Annotated in this window: 14 protein-coding genes; 12 read left to right on the forward strand and 2 right to left on the reverse strand. The window is 54.1% G+C overall.

Annotated elements, in window-relative coordinates:
- Window positions 1-246 precede the first annotated feature (246 nt).
- From HV318_RS02480 to HV318_RS02490, 3 genes are all read left to right on the forward strand, one after another.
- Window positions 247-912, forward strand: coding sequence for a MarC family NAAT transporter (locus HV318_RS02480; protein ID WP_182271396.1), 666 nt, complete (start codon window positions 247-249; stop codon window positions 910-912).
- Window positions 913-973: 61 nt separating this feature from the next.
- Window positions 974-1,762, forward strand: coding sequence for a PhzF family protein (locus HV318_RS02485; protein ID WP_182271397.1), 789 nt, complete (start codon window positions 974-976; stop codon window positions 1,760-1,762).
- A 27-nt stretch (window positions 1,763-1,789) separates the two neighbouring features.
- Window positions 1,790-2,581 (forward strand): PhzF family protein, encoded by a 792-nt coding sequence (locus HV318_RS02490; RefSeq protein WP_182271398.1) that lies wholly within the window; start codon window positions 1,790-1,792, stop codon window positions 2,579-2,581.
- 67 nt (window positions 2,582-2,648) lie between these two features.
- Here HV318_RS02490 and HV318_RS02495 read toward each other — a convergent pair whose 3' ends face one another.
- Window positions 2,649-3,593, reverse strand: coding sequence for an L-lactate dehydrogenase (locus HV318_RS02495; protein WP_182271399.1), 945 nt, complete (start codon window positions 3,591-3,593; stop codon window positions 2,649-2,651).
- 141 nt (window positions 3,594-3,734) lie between these two features.
- A complete protein-coding gene (gene ptrR / locus HV318_RS02500; protein ID WP_182271400.1) occupies window positions 3,735-4,613 on the reverse strand; it encodes a putrescine utilization regulator PtrR in 879 nt (292 codons plus the stop codon).
- Between the two features lie 99 nt (window positions 4,614-4,712).
- Here ptrR and sad point away from each other — a divergent pair, with 99 nt between their 5' ends.
- The 9 genes from sad to HV318_RS02545 all read left to right on the forward strand — a co-directional run bounded on the left by sad (window position 4,713) and on the right by HV318_RS02545 (window position 15,146).
- The gene (sad, locus tag HV318_RS02505) at window positions 4,713-6,101 is read left to right on the forward strand and encodes a succinate-semialdehyde dehydrogenase (RefSeq protein ID WP_182271401.1); all 1,389 of its coding nucleotides are present in this window, start codon (window positions 4,713-4,715) and stop codon (window positions 6,099-6,101) included.
- A gap of 181 nt (window positions 6,102-6,282) precedes the next feature.
- The gene (locus tag HV318_RS02510) at window positions 6,283-7,872 is read left to right on the forward strand and encodes a methyl-accepting chemotaxis protein (RefSeq protein WP_182271402.1); all 1,590 of its coding nucleotides are present in this window, start codon (window positions 6,283-6,285) and stop codon (window positions 7,870-7,872) included.
- A gap of 62 nt (window positions 7,873-7,934) precedes the next feature.
- Window positions 7,935-8,861 carry a glutaminase B gene (gene glsB, locus HV318_RS02515; protein ID WP_182271403.1) on the forward strand — a complete coding sequence of 309 codons (927 nt, stop codon included), beginning with the start codon at window positions 7,935-7,937 and terminating at the stop codon, window positions 8,859-8,861.
- Window positions 8,861-9,223, forward strand: coding sequence for a DUF4186 domain-containing protein (locus HV318_RS02520; protein WP_182271404.1), 363 nt, complete (start codon window positions 8,861-8,863; stop codon window positions 9,221-9,223). Before glsB ends, HV318_RS02520 begins: the two co-directional genes overlap by 1 nt.
- A gap of 108 nt (window positions 9,224-9,331) precedes the next feature.
- Window positions 9,332-10,768, forward strand: a complete 1,437-nt coding sequence (locus HV318_RS02525) for a GGDEF domain-containing protein (RefSeq protein WP_182271405.1) — start codon at window positions 9,332-9,334, stop codon at window positions 10,766-10,768.
- Between the two features lie 188 nt (window positions 10,769-10,956).
- Window positions 10,957-11,949: a sensor domain-containing diguanylate cyclase gene (locus HV318_RS02530; protein ID WP_182274512.1), complete on the forward strand. Its 993-nt coding sequence runs from the start codon at window positions 10,957-10,959 to the stop codon at window positions 11,947-11,949.
- A 53-nt stretch (window positions 11,950-12,002) separates the two neighbouring features.
- Window positions 12,003-12,968, forward strand: coding sequence for a sensor domain-containing diguanylate cyclase (locus HV318_RS02535; RefSeq protein WP_182271406.1), 966 nt, complete (start codon window positions 12,003-12,005; stop codon window positions 12,966-12,968).
- Between the two features lie 82 nt (window positions 12,969-13,050).
- Window positions 13,051-13,578: a GNAT family N-acetyltransferase gene (locus tag HV318_RS02540; protein WP_182271407.1), complete on the forward strand. Its 528-nt coding sequence runs from the start codon at window positions 13,051-13,053 to the stop codon at window positions 13,576-13,578.
- Between the two features lie 116 nt (window positions 13,579-13,694).
- Complete coding sequence (locus tag HV318_RS02545; RefSeq protein WP_182271408.1) at window positions 13,695-15,146, forward strand: tagaturonate reductase; 1,452 nt, start codon at window positions 13,695-13,697, stop codon at window positions 15,144-15,146.
- Window positions 15,147-15,354: the final 208 nt, after the last annotated feature.

Raw genomic sequence — 15,354 nt, forward strand, 5'->3', positions numbered from 1 at the left:
CCTGGCAAGTAGTTTAGTTACGGCAGATATTATTGCTCAGGCAAGTATAAGTCAACTGAATGAATTGGCCGATGCCACGAATTGCTAAAACGTTTCATGCACTTCATTTTGTTGCTTTCAAATCATAAAGATAACGAAGCGTTATCGTTTAGGCGTGAAATAATCATTGTTTTGTACCGATGGCTGAAATGTACGGTTTACCCCTATAATTGCGGTGTTGAATACGGATAAGGACGACGACGCATTATGTTGGAATTGATTAAAGCAATAGGTCTTGGGCTGGTGGTGCTGTTGCCGTTGGCTAACCCATTAACGACGGTTGCGCTCTTTCTGGGGCTGGCAGGGAATATGAACAGCGCGGAGCGTAATCATCAGTCGATGATGGCCTCCGTGTATGTTTTTGCCATCATGATGGTGGCGTATTACGCCGGGCAGCTGGTGATGAATACCTTCGGAATTTCGATTCCTGGCCTGCGTATCGCCGGGGGGCTGATTGTCGCCTTTATCGGTTTTCGCATGCTGTTCCCTGCGCAAAAGGCCCATGAATCGCCGGAAGCGAAAAGTAAATCCGAAGAGCTGGAAAGTGAACCGACTGCGAATATTGCCTTTGTACCGCTAGCCATGCCGAGCACGGCGGGGCCAGGGACGATCGCGATGATTATCAGTTCCGCGTCAACGGTACGCGATGGCTCGACGTTCCCGGACTGGGTTGTGACCGTGGCACCGCCGATCATCTTCGCCCTGATCGGTATTATCGTGTGGGCATCATTGCGCAGTTCAGAGGCCATTATGCGCTGGGTAGGCAAAGGTGGGATTGAAGCCATCTCTCGTCTGATGGGCTTCCTGCTGGTCTGTATGGGCGTGCAGTTTATTATTAACGGTGTGCTGGAAATTATTAAAACCTACCACTAAAACAGTGCCCGGCGGCGCGATGCGTGTACGGGCTATTGACGGAAGAACAGGTGGTCAGACAATGCAGGAGATTGATTTTTATCTGGTTGATGCGTTTAGCTCAATCTCGTTTGGCGGAAACCCGGCGGCAGTTTGCCCGCTGAAGGCGTGGTTGCCGGATGAGACATTACTCAGGATGGCGCAACAGCATAATCAGTCGGAAACCGCGTTTTTTGTCTGCAGCCACGGCGGCATTGAATTACGCTGGTTTACCACGCTCACCGAAGTCAATCTCTGCGGCCACGCCACGCTTGCTGCCGCATATGTCCTGTTCAATGAACTGAATTACCCGGATCCCCGGATCCACTTTGATACCGCTTCCGGCAGGCTTACCGTCAGTCGTGAGGGGGACTGGATGACGCTGGATTTCCCGGCCTGTCCGACGCAGGAACAAATCCCGCCACCGGAGATGCTTTCTGCACTGGGTATCCGTCACTATGTTGAAGCCCGTAAAGGGCGTGCCTGGGTAGTGGTACTGGAAAACCGCCAGCAGGTTGAGGCCATCACGCCGAACATTTCGGCGATGACGCCCGGTGAACATAAGGTTGCCGTTACGGCGCGTGGAGACGGGGACTATGATTTTGTCAGTCGCTTTTTCTCACCGGGTGTTGCCGTCTGGGAAGATCCGGTCACCGGCTCCGCGCACACGATGTTGATCCCTTACTGGAGTGAAATACTGGGGAAAACGGCGATGTTTGCCCGTCAGGTGTCAGCCCGTGGGGGAGACGTGCGTTGCGAGCTGAAGGGGAGCCGCGTTCTGATGAGTGGGCTGGCATCACTTTATTTGAAAGGCACAGTATTTCTGCGCTAAATACTTATAACAACAGAGGAAGAGACTATGCAGGAAATTGACTTTTATCTGGTAGATGCCTTCAGCGACAGAGCGTTTGGCGGTAACGCTGCGGCGGTGTGTCCGCTGGAAGAGTGGCTGCCGGATGAAACATTGCTCAAAATGGCGCAACAGCATAACCAGTCGGAAACGGCGTTTTTTGTTCGTACGGACAGCGGGTTTGAGCTGCGCTGGTTCACCACTCTGGGTGAAATTAATCTGTGCGGCCATGCAACGCTGGCAACGTCCCATGTCATCTTCGAATATCTTGATTACCCGCATACCGAAATCACTTTTTCAACACGCTTCGTGGGCGATTTGACGGTAAAACGCAGTGGCGACTGGCTGACGCTGAATTTCCCGGCGTGGTCGACGGAGGCGGTCGACAATCCACCGGCGTTGCTGTTTAGCGCGCTGGGGATCAGTGAAGCCAAAGAGGTTCGCGTCGGGCGGGATTACATGGTGGTGCTGGAAAGTCAGCAGCAGGTGGAAGCGTTAACCCCGGATATCGCGGCGATGCTGCCGCTGGATAAAATGGTCTGCATCACGGCACCGGGTGAACAGCACGATTTTGTCAGCCGTTTCTTCTGCCCGGGTGAAGGGGTACCGGAAGATCCGGTGACGGGGTCGGCACACAGCATGTTGATTCCCTACTGGGGTGAAAAACTGGGCAAAACGCAGATGAATGCCCGCCAGGTATCAGCCCGTGGCGGGGATTTACGCTGTGAGCTGAAGGGCGACCGCGTGCTGATTGGCGGACAGGCTACGTTGTATCTGAAAGGGCGTATCTTTCTGCGCTAACGGATATCGGCGTGTGGGAGGCTCCAGGTGCTCCCACACATTCGCCGTGATGCCATGCTCAGGCCCGTCACGGCAGGCGGGCAATGTGATTTTTAATCACGTCAACCGAGTGGCGGAATTTGACCCGTTCCTCTTCCGCCAGTTGCAATTCGATAATTTGCTGAACCCCGCCTTGTGCCAGCACGGCGGGCACGCCGATGGCCACGCCATCAACGCCGTATTCACCGTCCAGGATGCAGGAAATGGCCAGCGCACGGTGGCTGCCGGTAAAGATATTACGGCAAATCTCCGCGATGGTTCCGGCGATGCCGTATTCGGTGCAGCCTTTACGGTTGTAGATTTCAAACCCCAGCTTGCGCACTTTCTCAGCCAGCGCTTCCCGATCCAGCGCCTGCCCGGTATGCCGCAGGTACACTTCACCAATGGGTGAACCGTACACCGACGAATGCGACCACACCGGGAACTGGGTATCACCATGTTCACCGAGGATAAAGGCATCGATGCTCTGCGCACCGATGTCCAGCACCTGTGCCAGCGTGCGGCGCAGACGGGTGGTGTCCAGCCAGACGCCGGTACCAATGACCTGGTGACGTGGCAGACCAGAGAGTTTCCACACCTGCCAGGTGATGATGTCGCACGGGTTGGTGGCTATCAGAAAAATGCCCTTAAATCCGTTCTCCATCATTTGTGGCACAATGCTTTTGACAATACGCGCCGTGTTGGTCAGTTCATCCAGTCGGGTTTGCCCGGGTTTTAGCGCACCGCCTGATACGGTAATGACCGCGATATCCACATCGGCACACTCACTGACCTCGCGGGTTGAAATGGTCATCATGCCCGGCATATACGCGGCTGCGTCGCTGAGATCCTGCGCATGGCCTTCTGCGCGTTCGCGGTTGAGATCGACAAGGAGGATCTCTTCACAAATATTTTGATTCAGCAGGGCGTAAGCCGCAGATGCGCCAACGTTGCCTGCGCCAATGATCATCACTTTACGGGCTTTGGTATTCATCGTTATTCCATGAGGTTTACGGCCAACGCCAACAAAATTACTGCCGGGCGCGGTTGCGTGCAACAGATGACGGAAAGCATAAGTTAATACTATGAAGCGCTGTGACATGGCTGCACGATGTTGACGACCCGTTAAGCCTGTTTATGGAGAAGGCACCGGGTGAAGACGTTCGTTTAGCAGCGCGATAAAAGCTTCAAGTTGACGGGTCATTGCCCCGCGACGCCATACCAGCCAGGTGGTCAGCCAGCGCCAGTTTTCTGCCAGGGGCCAGGCTTCAACCTGGTGATGACCGGGCATACTTTCCAGCATGGAACGTGGCATCAGCGCAATGCCTGCGCCAGCAATGACGCAGGCCAGCATCCCGTGATACGACTCCATTTCGTGAATGCGCCCGGGCGTTGCCCGGTCTGCATGAAACCAGCTCTCCAGATGTCGGCGATAAGAACAGTTGGCGCGAAAGGCATACACATCGCTGCCGCTCACCTGCATGGCCCGCGTCACGTTCGCGTGCCCGGCGGGTGTGACCAGCATCATCTCTTCCCGGTAGACCGGCATTCCTTCCAGTTCCGGGTGCGACAGCGGTCCGTCGACAAATGCAGCGCTTAAGGTTCCCTCCAGTACGCCGTCGATCATCGTCCCGGATGGGCCGGTTGAGAGGGCGAACTGAATACGCGGATAGCGCTGGTTAAACTGCGCCAGACTTTCAGGAATGCGCACGGCGGCGGTACTCTCCAGTGCGCCGAGGGCGAATAACCCCTGAGGTTCATCTCCGGCAACGACCATCCGCGCCTCGTCAACCAGCGCCAGGATCTGCTTGCTGTAGCGCAGGAAGTTGTGCCCGGCTGGCGATAAACGCAGGCGCTGGTTCTCGCGAATAAACAGCTCCACGCCGAGATCGGCTTCAAGCTGGCGGATGCGGGTCGTCAGGTTTGACGGAACACGATGCACTTTTTGCGCGGCCTGGGTGATGCTGCCGGTGAGCGCAACGGCGTTAAACATTTCAAGTTGAGTTAAGTCCATAGCATTCTCGATTCGTGAATAAGGTGGTTAGTATTATTCATTTTTAAGAAATAGCAGAGTGCGCCACAATGAATCAACTGTTATTGCGTGGAGATAACCATGACATATTCCTCTGTTACACATGCTCTGTCTGTTAACCCGGCGACGGGCGTTACGCTGGCCGCTTATCCGTGGGCGACTGCCGAAGAAGTTGAACGCGCGGTTGCGCAGGCCGATGCTGGTTTTCGTCAGTGGCGAAATGAAAGCGTTTCGTACCGGGCGCAGAAACTGCGCGATCTCGGTGCAGCGCTACGTAACCGCGCAGAAGAGATGGCGCAGGAGATGTCCCGTGAGATGGGCAAACCTGTTCTGCAGGCGCGTGCGGAAGTGACGAAATCTGCCAGCCTGTGCGACTGGTATGCCGAACACGGCCCGGCGATGCTGCACGCAGAAGCAACCCTGGTGGAAAACCACAATGCGGTCATCGAGTACCGACCGCTGGGGCCAATTCTGGCGGTCATGCCGTGGAACTTCCCGCTCTGGCAGGTGCTGCGTGGTGCAGTACCCATTCTACTGGCCGGGAACAGCTATCTGCTCAAGCATGCACCAAACGTTCTCGGCTCGGCGGAACTTATCGCGCAGGTTTTTGCGGATGCGGGTTTCCCGCAAGGCGTCTTTGGCTGGGTTAATGCGACAAACGAGGGGGTCAGTCAGGCGATTAACGATCGCCGTATTGCTGCGGTTACCGTGACCGGCAGCGTGCGTGCCGGGGCGGCAATTGGTGCGCAGGCGGGCGCAGCGCTGAAAAAATGCGTGCTGGAACTGGGCGGTTCCGATCCCTTTATCGTTCTGAACGATGCCTCTCTGGAGCTGGCCGTGAAAGCGGCAGTGGCCGGGCGTTACCAGAACACCGGGCAAGTGTGCGCGGCAGCAAAACGTTTCATCGTAGAAGAGGGGATTGCTGATGCCTTCACCCAGCGTTTTGTCGCGGCGGTTGCGGCGCTGAAAATGGGCGAACCCGATCGGGAAGAGAACTATATTGGCCCTATGGCACGTTTTGACCTGCGTGATGAGCTGCATCAGCAGGTGCAGGCCACGCTGGCGGAAGGGGCGACGTTGCTGTTGGGTGGAGAGAAAATTGCCGGTGACGGTAACTATTACGCACCAACCGTGCTGGGTAATGTCACCCCTGATATGACGGCATTTCGTCAGGAGCTGTTTGGCCCGGTGGCGGCCATTACGGTTGCCAGAGATGCAGAGCATGCGTTGCAGCTGGCTAATGATAGTGACTTTGGCCTTTCTGCCACGGTCTTTACTGCGGATACAACGCTTGCGGAGAAATTCTCCCGCGAACTGGAGTGCGGCGGGGTGTTTATCAATGGCTATAGCGCCAGCGATGCGCGGGTGGCTTTTGGTGGCGTGAAGAAGAGCGGCTTTGGTCGTGAACTTTCTCACTTCGGTTTGCACGAATTCTGTAATGTGCAGACGGTGTGGAAAGACCGGGTGTAATTCCCCGCCTGGCGGTGCTGCACTTACACGGGCCGACGGTTTTGTCGGCCGGGTAAAATGAAGTCACCACCCGGTAAAGAAGGCCTTCAACACGAAGGCCTTTGTCATTTTTATGCAATGGTTCTGTCATTTTCGTTTCGTAGACTCGCTCGCGTCTAAAGTATTGTTACAGAAGAAAATTATGAACCTAACGCAAATTTTTTGCCGTATTGCGCAGCGTATCATCCCACGTCAGTTTGGTCTGCTGGTCGGTATTTTTTGTATTATTGGACTTTTCTCCGCACTGCAACTTTCCTCCTCATTTTTGCTGACCGGCTCCCTGAAAGAAGCTCAACGCAATGAACAACATAATCAACTGGCCTATCAGCAGCAGGGCAAGCTGGATTTGGCGCGTGTTTCCCTGCTGGCGGCCAGCGATTTGCTAAACCGCTCCGGTGTTTATTTTATGCAGGATAAAGAGACCGGCTCTGAGGGGAGCTGGCATAGCCTGATGGACGAGGCGCAAAAAGCCCTGGATGCCTCTCAGCAAGCGTGGAATGCCTGGCTGGCTCTCCATCCACCGAAAGACGATGCGCTGGTAAATAGTTATCAGCTTTTCTACGATGCCATTAAAGAGCAGGCGGAAGGGCTTACCAAAAACAACTCCATTGACGCCTTTTTTGCCGTACCTGCTCAGGCCTTTCAGACTGACTTTAACGACAACTATGCGCGGTATCAGCAGCTCAGCGAGAAGCAGGCAATAAAAGGGCGACAGTCGTTACTGGAACAGCTTTCAGGTCTGCAAACGTTATTCCTGTTTGCACCGGTTGTGCTGCTGGCAATTGCCATTATGGTCTGGTTCGGGATGGCAAAATGGGTGATTACACCGCTGCGTCGGTTGATTGCACATATTAACCTGCTGGCTGCAGGCGATCTCTCCGCTACGCCGCCAGGGGTGATGCGCTTTAACCGGGAAATTGGGCAGCTCAGCGCCAGTATTACCACCATGCAGCACGGGTTACAGCAGCTGGTGACGCAGGTCAGCGATGCCACGACCTCGATGGTCGAGAATATTGGTTCTCTCGCGCAGGGTAATCAAAAACTGTATCAGCAGTCGGCACGGCAGGCGAAAGAGCTGGAAGAGGTCACGGCACATATTGCGTCGCTGGAAACCCACGTTGAGGGCAATACCGGTTATGCGAAGCTTGCCAGTTCGCGCGCAGATGAAGCCCGCCAGGCTGCGGCGGGCGGTGACCAGATGATGTCTACCGTGAATGCCTCCATGCAGGCGATCGTTGACCGATCCTCAGAGATGCGTGGGATCGTGGCGATGATCGACAGCGTGGCATTTCAGACCAACATTCTGGCGCTGAATGCGGCAATTGAAGCGGCACACGCGGGGAGCCAGGGGCGCGGGTTTGCCGTCGTCGCCCGGGAAGTCGGTCTGCTTGCCAGAAAGAGCAGTCATTCGACACAGACCATTCAGGAGCTGATTAACCATTCCCTGCAGGGTATTGAAGACGGTTCAAAAGCGGTTAATCGCCTGGAGGATAACCTGCAACAGGTGACCGGGCTGGTGGGTAATTTAAGCAGTTTGCTGAATGATATCTCAACGGCCACCCTGAGCCAGGGCGAGAGCATTCATCAGATGACACGCCAGCTCCAGGCGTTAAATCAGGTGTCCCGTCAGACCGATGCGCTGGTTTCTGACGCGTCGGATGCGTCTGAACGTCTGCATAAAGAGTCCGATCTTTTGTTGCAGGCCGTTTCGCGTTTTCGCCTTACCGCCTGACGCAACATATAAGCGTCTGTTATACTCGCAGCCCGTTTTAGCCTGAGGGCAAGGAGCAAAGTGTGGCTGCGGTCATCCATAATGAGATGCTGGACGAGATTCTGGCGCAGGTTCGTCCATTACTCGGAAAAGGGAAGGTTGCCGACTATATTCCGGCCCTGGCCTCTGTCAGCGGTAATAAGCTGGGCATTGCCATCTGTACGGTAGACGGGCAGCGTTACCAGGCCGGTGACGCGACCGAACGTTTTTCTATTCAGTCCATTTCGAAAGTGCTGAGTCTGGTTGCGGCGATGCGCCAGTATCAGGAAGACGAGATCTGGCTGCGCGTGGGCAAAGATCCCTCAGGTCAGCCATTTAACTCGCTGCTTCAGCTCGAAATGGAGCAGGGTAAACCGCGTAACCCCTTTATCAATGCCGGGGCGCTGGTGGTGTGCGATATGCTGCAAAGCCGTCTCAGCGCTCCTCGTCAGAGAATGCTCGAAATTGTGCGCCAGCTTTCGGGCGTTGCGGATATTGCTTACGATACCGTTGTGGCTCGCTCGGAATTTGAACATTCTGCCCGCAATGCGGCCATCGCGTGGCTGATGAAATCTTTTGGCAATTTCCATAACGATGTCGCGACCGTGTTGCAAAACTACTTCCATTACTGCGCGCTGAAAATGAGCTGTGTTGAACTGGCGCAGACCTTTTTGTTCCTGGCGCATCAGGGGTATGCTCCGCATCTCGGTCAGGAAGTCGTCTCTCCCCTGCAGGCTCGCCAGGTGAATGCCCTGATGGCAACCAGCGGGATGTATCAGAACGCCGGGGAGTTTGCCTGGCGCGTTGGCCTGCCCGCCAAATCGGGCGTCGGTGGTGGAGTGGTGGCGATTGTGCCGCATGAAATGGCGATTGCCGTCTGGAGCCCGGAGCTGGATGAAACGGGAAATTCGCTGGCCGGTGTGACGGTGCTGGAGCAACTGACCCAGCGTCTGGGACGCTCCGTCTACTGATGTCGGCTCTGGAAGCGCTATTTTCCCGCCTGGCACGCTCGACCTTTCGCTCGCGGTTTCGCTTAGGGCACAAGGAACGGCAATACTGCTGGGATAAAGGGGCGGAAACCATTGACCAGCACGCCGCCGATTTTATTGCTCAGCGTCTTGCTCCTGCGCATCCGGTGAATGACGGGAAACAGACACCGATGCGCGGTCACCCGGTATTTATCGCCCAGCATGCCACCGCCACCTGCTGTCGTGGCTGTCTGGCTAAATGGCACAATATCCCGCAGGGCGTCCCGCTCAGTGCGCAGCAACAGCATTACATCGTTGGGGTGATCCATCACTGGCTGGTGCTGCAAATGAACACCCAAAATTGATGAGTTATGATCCTGTTGTCAATGTGTTATATATGCATGCTAAATTACGTACATTCACGCTGATGACCGCAAATAATTACCATAAGTAATTATATGGATTGATATTTAATGCGTTCTGCTATCTCTGCCATCAAGCTTTTCCAGCCAGAAAGTCCGCTACGGAATGCGGCGGGTATCTTTCTCCTCACCACCTTGTTTTATTTTGTCGGTGCTGAATTACGGCTGGTGGAAGCTCTGTCTCTCTTCTGGCCGCTGAATGGCGTGATGGCCGGGGTATTTGCCCGTTATGCTTATCTGAATCGTCTGCATTACTATGCCACGTCGTATGTCGCCATGCTGATGTACGACGCGGTCACCACCAGTTGGGGAATAGCCTCGCTGGTCATTAATCTGTCAAATATGGTCTTCATCGTCACTGTCGCGCTACTGGTTTTGCGTGACAAGCGGCGAATGGAAAAGCCCGATCCCCTTAACGCGCTGCGTCTGTTTAATTACTGCCTGATGGCGGCATTGCTGTGTGCATTGCTGGGGGCGCTGGGCTCGGTGGGTATTGATAACCACACCTTCTGGCCCCTGTTTGCCGACTGGTTTGGCGAGCAGTTCTCGACCGGGGTACTGATTGTGCCGTGTATGCTGACGGTGAGGATGCCCGTGCGGCAAATTACGCTACACCTGGAGCGCCTCTTGCCGATTGTGGCGCTGATTATTTCGGTGGCGGCATCAGTCGTGATTGGCGGGGCGGGGAGCCTGGCATTCCCTCTGCCCGCGCTCATCTGGTGTGCGGTGCGTTATTCCTTGCCTGCGACCTGCCTGTTGACGTTTGTCACCGGGGCCGCGGAGATCATCCTGGTTGCTAATTCTATTATTAATATTGCCGTGGCCACGCCTTTGTCGACACCGATGATGTTCTCTGCGCGTCTTGGGATCGCCACAATGGCCATTTGCCCGGTGATGGTGTCCGTGAGTGTGGCGGCAATAAATTCGCTGATCCGCCAGGTTTCATTGCGGGCGGATTATGACTTTCTGACCCATGTCTATTCGCGCTCAGGGCTTTATGAAGCGCTGAAACAGGAAGAATCACACAGGTTTTCCCGTTTTTTGACCGTAATGTTGCTGGATATCGACTATTTTAAAAGTATCAACGATAACTACGGGCATGAGTGTGGCGATCGCGTGCTGGCGGTTTTTGCCCAACAGGTTCAGCAGGTTGTCGGTGAGGACGGGCTGGTGGCACGAATGGGGGGCGAAGAGTTTGCCGTAGTCGTGAACACCGGAGATGCGCAGCACGGCTTTGAACTGGCTGAACGCATCAGAGTCACAATAGCAAATCATCCGTTTATCTGGCGGCAGCAAACGCTGTTTCTGACGGTCAGTATTGGTCTGGGGAGCGGGAAGTCGGAATTCTGGCAACTGACGGAAGTCTTTAACAGGCTGATGGCGGAAGCGGATGATTACCTCTACCGTTCGAAAAAAGCAGGGCGGAATTGTACCCGTGCCCGTTTGCCTGACGAACAAATTGTTGTGACTACCGAAACTGAAACGTAGCGGTGTAAACGTAACCACTTCAGGCTGGGCGCGGTATGGCTGTTAAAAATCAGCAAATAAATTCCTTGCTACGTATTTTTAAGCTCAATAAGATACCGGAAGAAATATATCGGAAAAATCGCAGCATGAATGGAACTGACAAACTCTGTAAAACCCCTCGCGTACCAGGAAGCCGGTTTGTCAAACGTATGTATCTGATGCGTATTCTTGGTACGTTTCTTTGCTTTATCCCCATCCTTTCCGTGTTAATTGAACATCAGCGTTCAGTCTGGTTAATGATTCTGCTGGGTATGAATGCGTTTATCTGGCCGACCCTGGCCTGGTATCGTTCGCGAAATTCAGCGCTTCCGCTGGTGACAGAACATCAAAACCTGGTGCTGGACGCCGGGGCCGGTGGTTTCTGGATCGCCATGATGGCGGTGGATCCTCTGCCGTCGGTGGTGATTGCCACAATACTGCTTGCCGACCGCCTTTCCGCAGGGGGTTTTACGTTGATGAAAAAGGCGGCTGTCACGATGCTTGTCACCTTTCTTGCCAGCTGGCTGACGCAGGGAATGGCGGTGGATATGATTGTCTCTCAACGTACGATGTTCGCCACGCTACCCCTGATCACCATTTATCTTATTGCTCTGAGCGTGTTAACGGACAGCATTGCGCTGCGTCTGCGGGTCAAGAGCCGCGAGCTTGAACGGATCGCGATGATGGATCCGCTGCTGGATATCGCTAACCGTCGTCTGCTGGAAAAGCGTATTGACCATGAACTCAAGAAACTTCGCCAGACGTGCCGTGAATCGGCCTTAATGTTTATCGATATCGACAACTTCAAATACGTTAACGATCGTTTTGGTCATAAAGTGGGGGATACAATGCTGGCGGCCGTGTCGCAAATTTTGCATCTGGCAACGCGCCCGACGGATACACCTGCGCGTCTGGGAGGCGATGAGTTTGTGATCCTGTTACCCAATACCACGATTGAAGAGGCTCATGTCGTCGCAACGCGCATTATGGACGCGGCTGCGGTGATGGAAGATGTGGCGCAGGAGACTGTGCATTGTACGCTCAGTATTGGTATTGCCTGTGCCACGCGTGAAATGGGAAGCGTAACTGACTGGCTGCAGGCGGCTGACAACGCCCTGTACCGCGCCAAGCGGGATGGCAAGAACAGAATATTCGCACACTGACAATGTCTCTGTTTAAGCTACGCTTTTAAGAAAGCTATGCGTCTGGAGGCGTTATGAAATCACCTGTAATTCCTGTGAACGAAGCGAAACGCCTGCTCGCGCTACGCGAATCCGGGCTGTTGGATATTGACGTTTCCCCGACGTTAGACAGGCTGACGCGTCTGGCAAAACGCTTCTTTCAGGTTCCGCTGGTCATGATCAATGTTATTGATGAACATGCGCTGATCGTAAAGTCAGCTGACGGTGAAACCCCCGATGTCATTCCCCGCAACATCTCATTTTGTGGGCATACGATCCTGAGCGATGCGCCGCTGGTAGTGGGCGATATGCAACAGGATGCCCGTTTTTCTGATAACCCGCTGGTGGCTGGAAAACCGGGCGTCAAATTTTATGCCGGTATTCCGCTGCGTTTGCGCGATGGCATGCGTGTGGGGTCAATGTGTCTCATTGATTATGCCCCTCGTGAATTTTCTGCGGCCGATTTGTCGGTGCTGGCTGACCTTGGTGCGCTGGCTGAAGATGCATTTGCTGCAATCAGTGCGGTTACAACGGATGAACTGACCGGGTTGTCTAATCGTCGCGGCTTTAACCAGTTTGCCCGGTTTACCCTCTCCGTGGCCAAACGCCGGGCCGAGCCTCTAACCCTGTGCTGGCTGGATCTGGACCGCTTCAAAGAAATTAACGACCGCTACGGGCAGGAAGAAGGCGACAACGCCCTGAAAGCGATGGCCCAGCTGATGCGTTCCTCCTTCCGTGAGGCTGACCTGCTGGTGCGCTTCGGTGGCGATACATTTGCCGTGCTGTTTGCCGATACGGATGAGCAGGGAGCCTGGATTGCCATGCAGTATCTGATTGAACAGGTAGAAGCATACAACGCGCAAAAGCTGCATCCGTGGTCGTTACGGTTTTCATGGGGATTGAGTGAATTCAATCATAACGACAATGACCTGTCACAGTGGCTAAAAGATGCCGAAGAAAAAATGCATGATATGAAACGCCAGCACCACCCTGCAGGGTGACATAGTAAAAGCCTATGGCAGATATGATTGCGTTACAAAAATGTTAAATGCAAAGTGAGGGAATTCAACGTAAGGAACATCAATGAATACCTCACTGCAAATCAAAAACCTCACCCGGGAAGATATTCTCACTCACATTGATGCACTCGCCGCCATTCTCGAAAACTGTGTAAACGGCGGTGCATCTGTCAGTTTTATGTTGCCCTTTAGCCCGGAGAAAGCCCGTACGTTCTGGCGCGGCATTGCCGAGAGTGTAGGGAGTCATGAGCGCTCCGTGCTGGCCTGCATCGATCCGCAGGACGGCGTTATTGGCACAGTGCAGTTGATCACCGAACAGCCGGAAAACCAGCCGCACCGTGCGGATGTGGCAAAACTGCTGGTGCATGAAAAAGCACGACGCAAAGGCGTGGCAATGGCGCTTATGAAAGCGCTAGAAGCCCTGGCCAGAGCCCAGGGTATCTCTGTGCTGGTGCTGGATACCTCTACCGGAAGTGGTGCGGAGGGGTTCTACCAGCGTGCCGGCTGGCAAAAAGTGGGGGAGATCCCCTGTTACGCACTGATGCCAGATGGCGAGATGACAGCAACGTCTGTGTTCTACAAGCTCTTATGATTATTTTTCACAATGATGTCATGAGTTGATCAAAACAGGGGTTCTGGTCGTACAGTTTTGATAAGTTATTACACCAATACCATCAAGCTGTATGACCAATAATAAAGGATCTCATTGTGAACACTCTTAACCGTCGTGATTTCCCCGGTGCTCTCTACCCTGAACGTATCATTCAGTTTGGTGAGGGCAATTTCCTGCGAGCGTTTATAGACTGGCAAATCGACCTGTTAAACCAACATACCGATCTTAACGCCGGTGTGGTGGTTGTGCGCCCCATTCAGAGCGACTTTCCGCCGTCGCTGAACGCGCAGGACGGGCTCTACACCACCATCATCCGTGGCCTGAACGAGAAGGGTGAAGCGGTCAGCGATGCGCGTCTTATCCGCTCCGTTAACCGTGAAATCAGCGTCTACAGCCAATACGACGAGTTCCTGAAACTGGCTCACAACCCGGATATGCGCTTTGTCTTCTCGAACACCACGGAAGCGGGTATTAGCTATCATGCAGATGACGCTTTTGATGATGCACCCGCGGTAAGCTACCCGGCGAAACTGACGCGACTGCTGTTTGAGCGCTTCAGTCATTTCAACGGTGCAACGGATAAAGGCTGGATAATCATTCCGTGTGAACTGATTGACTACAACGGTGATGCACTGCGCGAGCTGGTGCTACGTTATGCGCAGGAGTGGGCGTTACCCGCGGCATTTACCCGGTGGCTGAACGACGCCAACAGCTTCTGTTCGACGCTGGTTGACCGTATTGTGACCGGTTATCCGCGTGATGAAGTGGCTGAACTGGAAACCGCATTGGGTTATCACGATGGGTTCCTTGATACCGCCGAGCACTTCTACCTGTTTGTTATTCAGGGCCCAAAATCCCTTGCCAGTGAACTGCGTCTGGATAAATACCCGCTGAACGTGCTGATTGTCGATGACATCAAACCCTATAAAGAACGCAAAGTGGCCATTCTGAACGGGGCGCACACGGCGCTGGTACCCGTGGCATTCCAGGCGGGTCTGGATACGGTGGGGGAAGCAATGAACGATGCAGACGTTTGCGCATTTGTGGAAAAAGCCATTTACCAGGAAATTATTCCGGTACTGGATCTGCCGCGTGACGAGCTGGAGTCTTTTGCCAGCGCGGTAACCGGTCGTTTCTGTAATCCGTACATCAAGCACCAGTTGCTGTCGATTGCCCTGAACGGGATGACCAAATACCGCACACGTATTCTGCCGCAGTTGCTGGCTGGGCAGAAGGCGACCGGTAAATTGCCGGCACGCCTGACGTTTGCTCTGGCTGCGCTAATCGCGTTTTATCGCGGTGAGCGCAACGGTGAAAGCTATCCGGTGCAGGATGACGCGCACTGGCTGGAGCGTTATCAACAGCTGTGGACGCAACATCATGATAAGCAGATCAGCACCAGTGAACTGGTGAGGTCGGTACTGAGCGTGAGCGAGCACTGGGAACACGATCTAACCCAGGTTAACGGATTGGTAGAACACGTTACGCTGGATCTTGATGCCATTCTGCATCAGGGCATGCGTGAAGCGGTTAAACCGCTCTGCTAACGTTCATTTGAGAGTGAGGGGGAAACCTGTGCCGGATTTCCCCTCTGCATTAATCTGTTTGCGCAGTGATTAGTTACAACATACTAACTACTGCGTTTTTAAAAACAACCTGCAACACCGTGCGCGTTACGCCAGTCAGGTCAGGAAATGCAATATCCTATTAACATGCTTGCAACCGTGAAGGGGATCACGTTTAATAGCCGCGATC

Source organism: Enterobacter sp. RHBSTW-00901 (assembly GCF_014103115.1).
GTDB lineage: Bacteria > Pseudomonadota > Gammaproteobacteria > Enterobacterales > Enterobacteriaceae > Enterobacter > Enterobacter cloacae_P.

Bases quoted from the DNA above. Each gene is read 5' to 3' on its own strand.
- HV318_RS02495 (WP_182271399.1), bottom strand. From the start codon at position 3,593: ATGAATACCAAAGCCCGTAAAGTGATGATCATTGGCGCAGGCAACGTT.
- HV318_RS02530 (WP_182274512.1), top strand. From the start codon at position 10,957: ATGTATCTGATGCGTATTCTTGGTACGTTTCTTTGCTTTATCCCCATC.
- HV318_RS02485 (WP_182271397.1), top strand. From the start codon at position 974: ATGCAGGAGATTGATTTTTATCTGGTTGATGCGTTTAGCTCAATCTCG.
- sad (WP_182271401.1), top strand. From the start codon at position 4,713: ATGACATATTCCTCTGTTACACATGCTCTGTCTGTTAACCCGGCGACG.
- HV318_RS02510 (WP_182271402.1), top strand. From the start codon at position 6,283: ATGAACCTAACGCAAATTTTTTGCCGTATTGCGCAGCGTATCATCCCA.
- HV318_RS02480 (WP_182271396.1), top strand. From the start codon at position 247: ATGTTGGAATTGATTAAAGCAATAGGTCTTGGGCTGGTGGTGCTGTTG.
- HV318_RS02520 (WP_182271404.1), top strand. From the start codon at position 8,861: ATGTCGGCTCTGGAAGCGCTATTTTCCCGCCTGGCACGCTCGACCTTT.
- HV318_RS02490 (WP_182271398.1), top strand. From the start codon at position 1,790: ATGCAGGAAATTGACTTTTATCTGGTAGATGCCTTCAGCGACAGAGCG.
- HV318_RS02525 (WP_182271405.1), top strand. From the start codon at position 9,332: ATGCGTTCTGCTATCTCTGCCATCAAGCTTTTCCAGCCAGAAAGTCCG.
- HV318_RS02540 (WP_182271407.1), top strand. From the start codon at position 13,051: ATGAATACCTCACTGCAAATCAAAAACCTCACCCGGGAAGATATTCTC.
- ptrR (WP_182271400.1), bottom strand. From the start codon at position 4,613: ATGGACTTAACTCAACTTGAAATGTTTAACGCCGTTGCGCTCACCGGC.
- HV318_RS02535 (WP_182271406.1), top strand. From the start codon at position 12,003: ATGAAATCACCTGTAATTCCTGTGAACGAAGCGAAACGCCTGCTCGCG.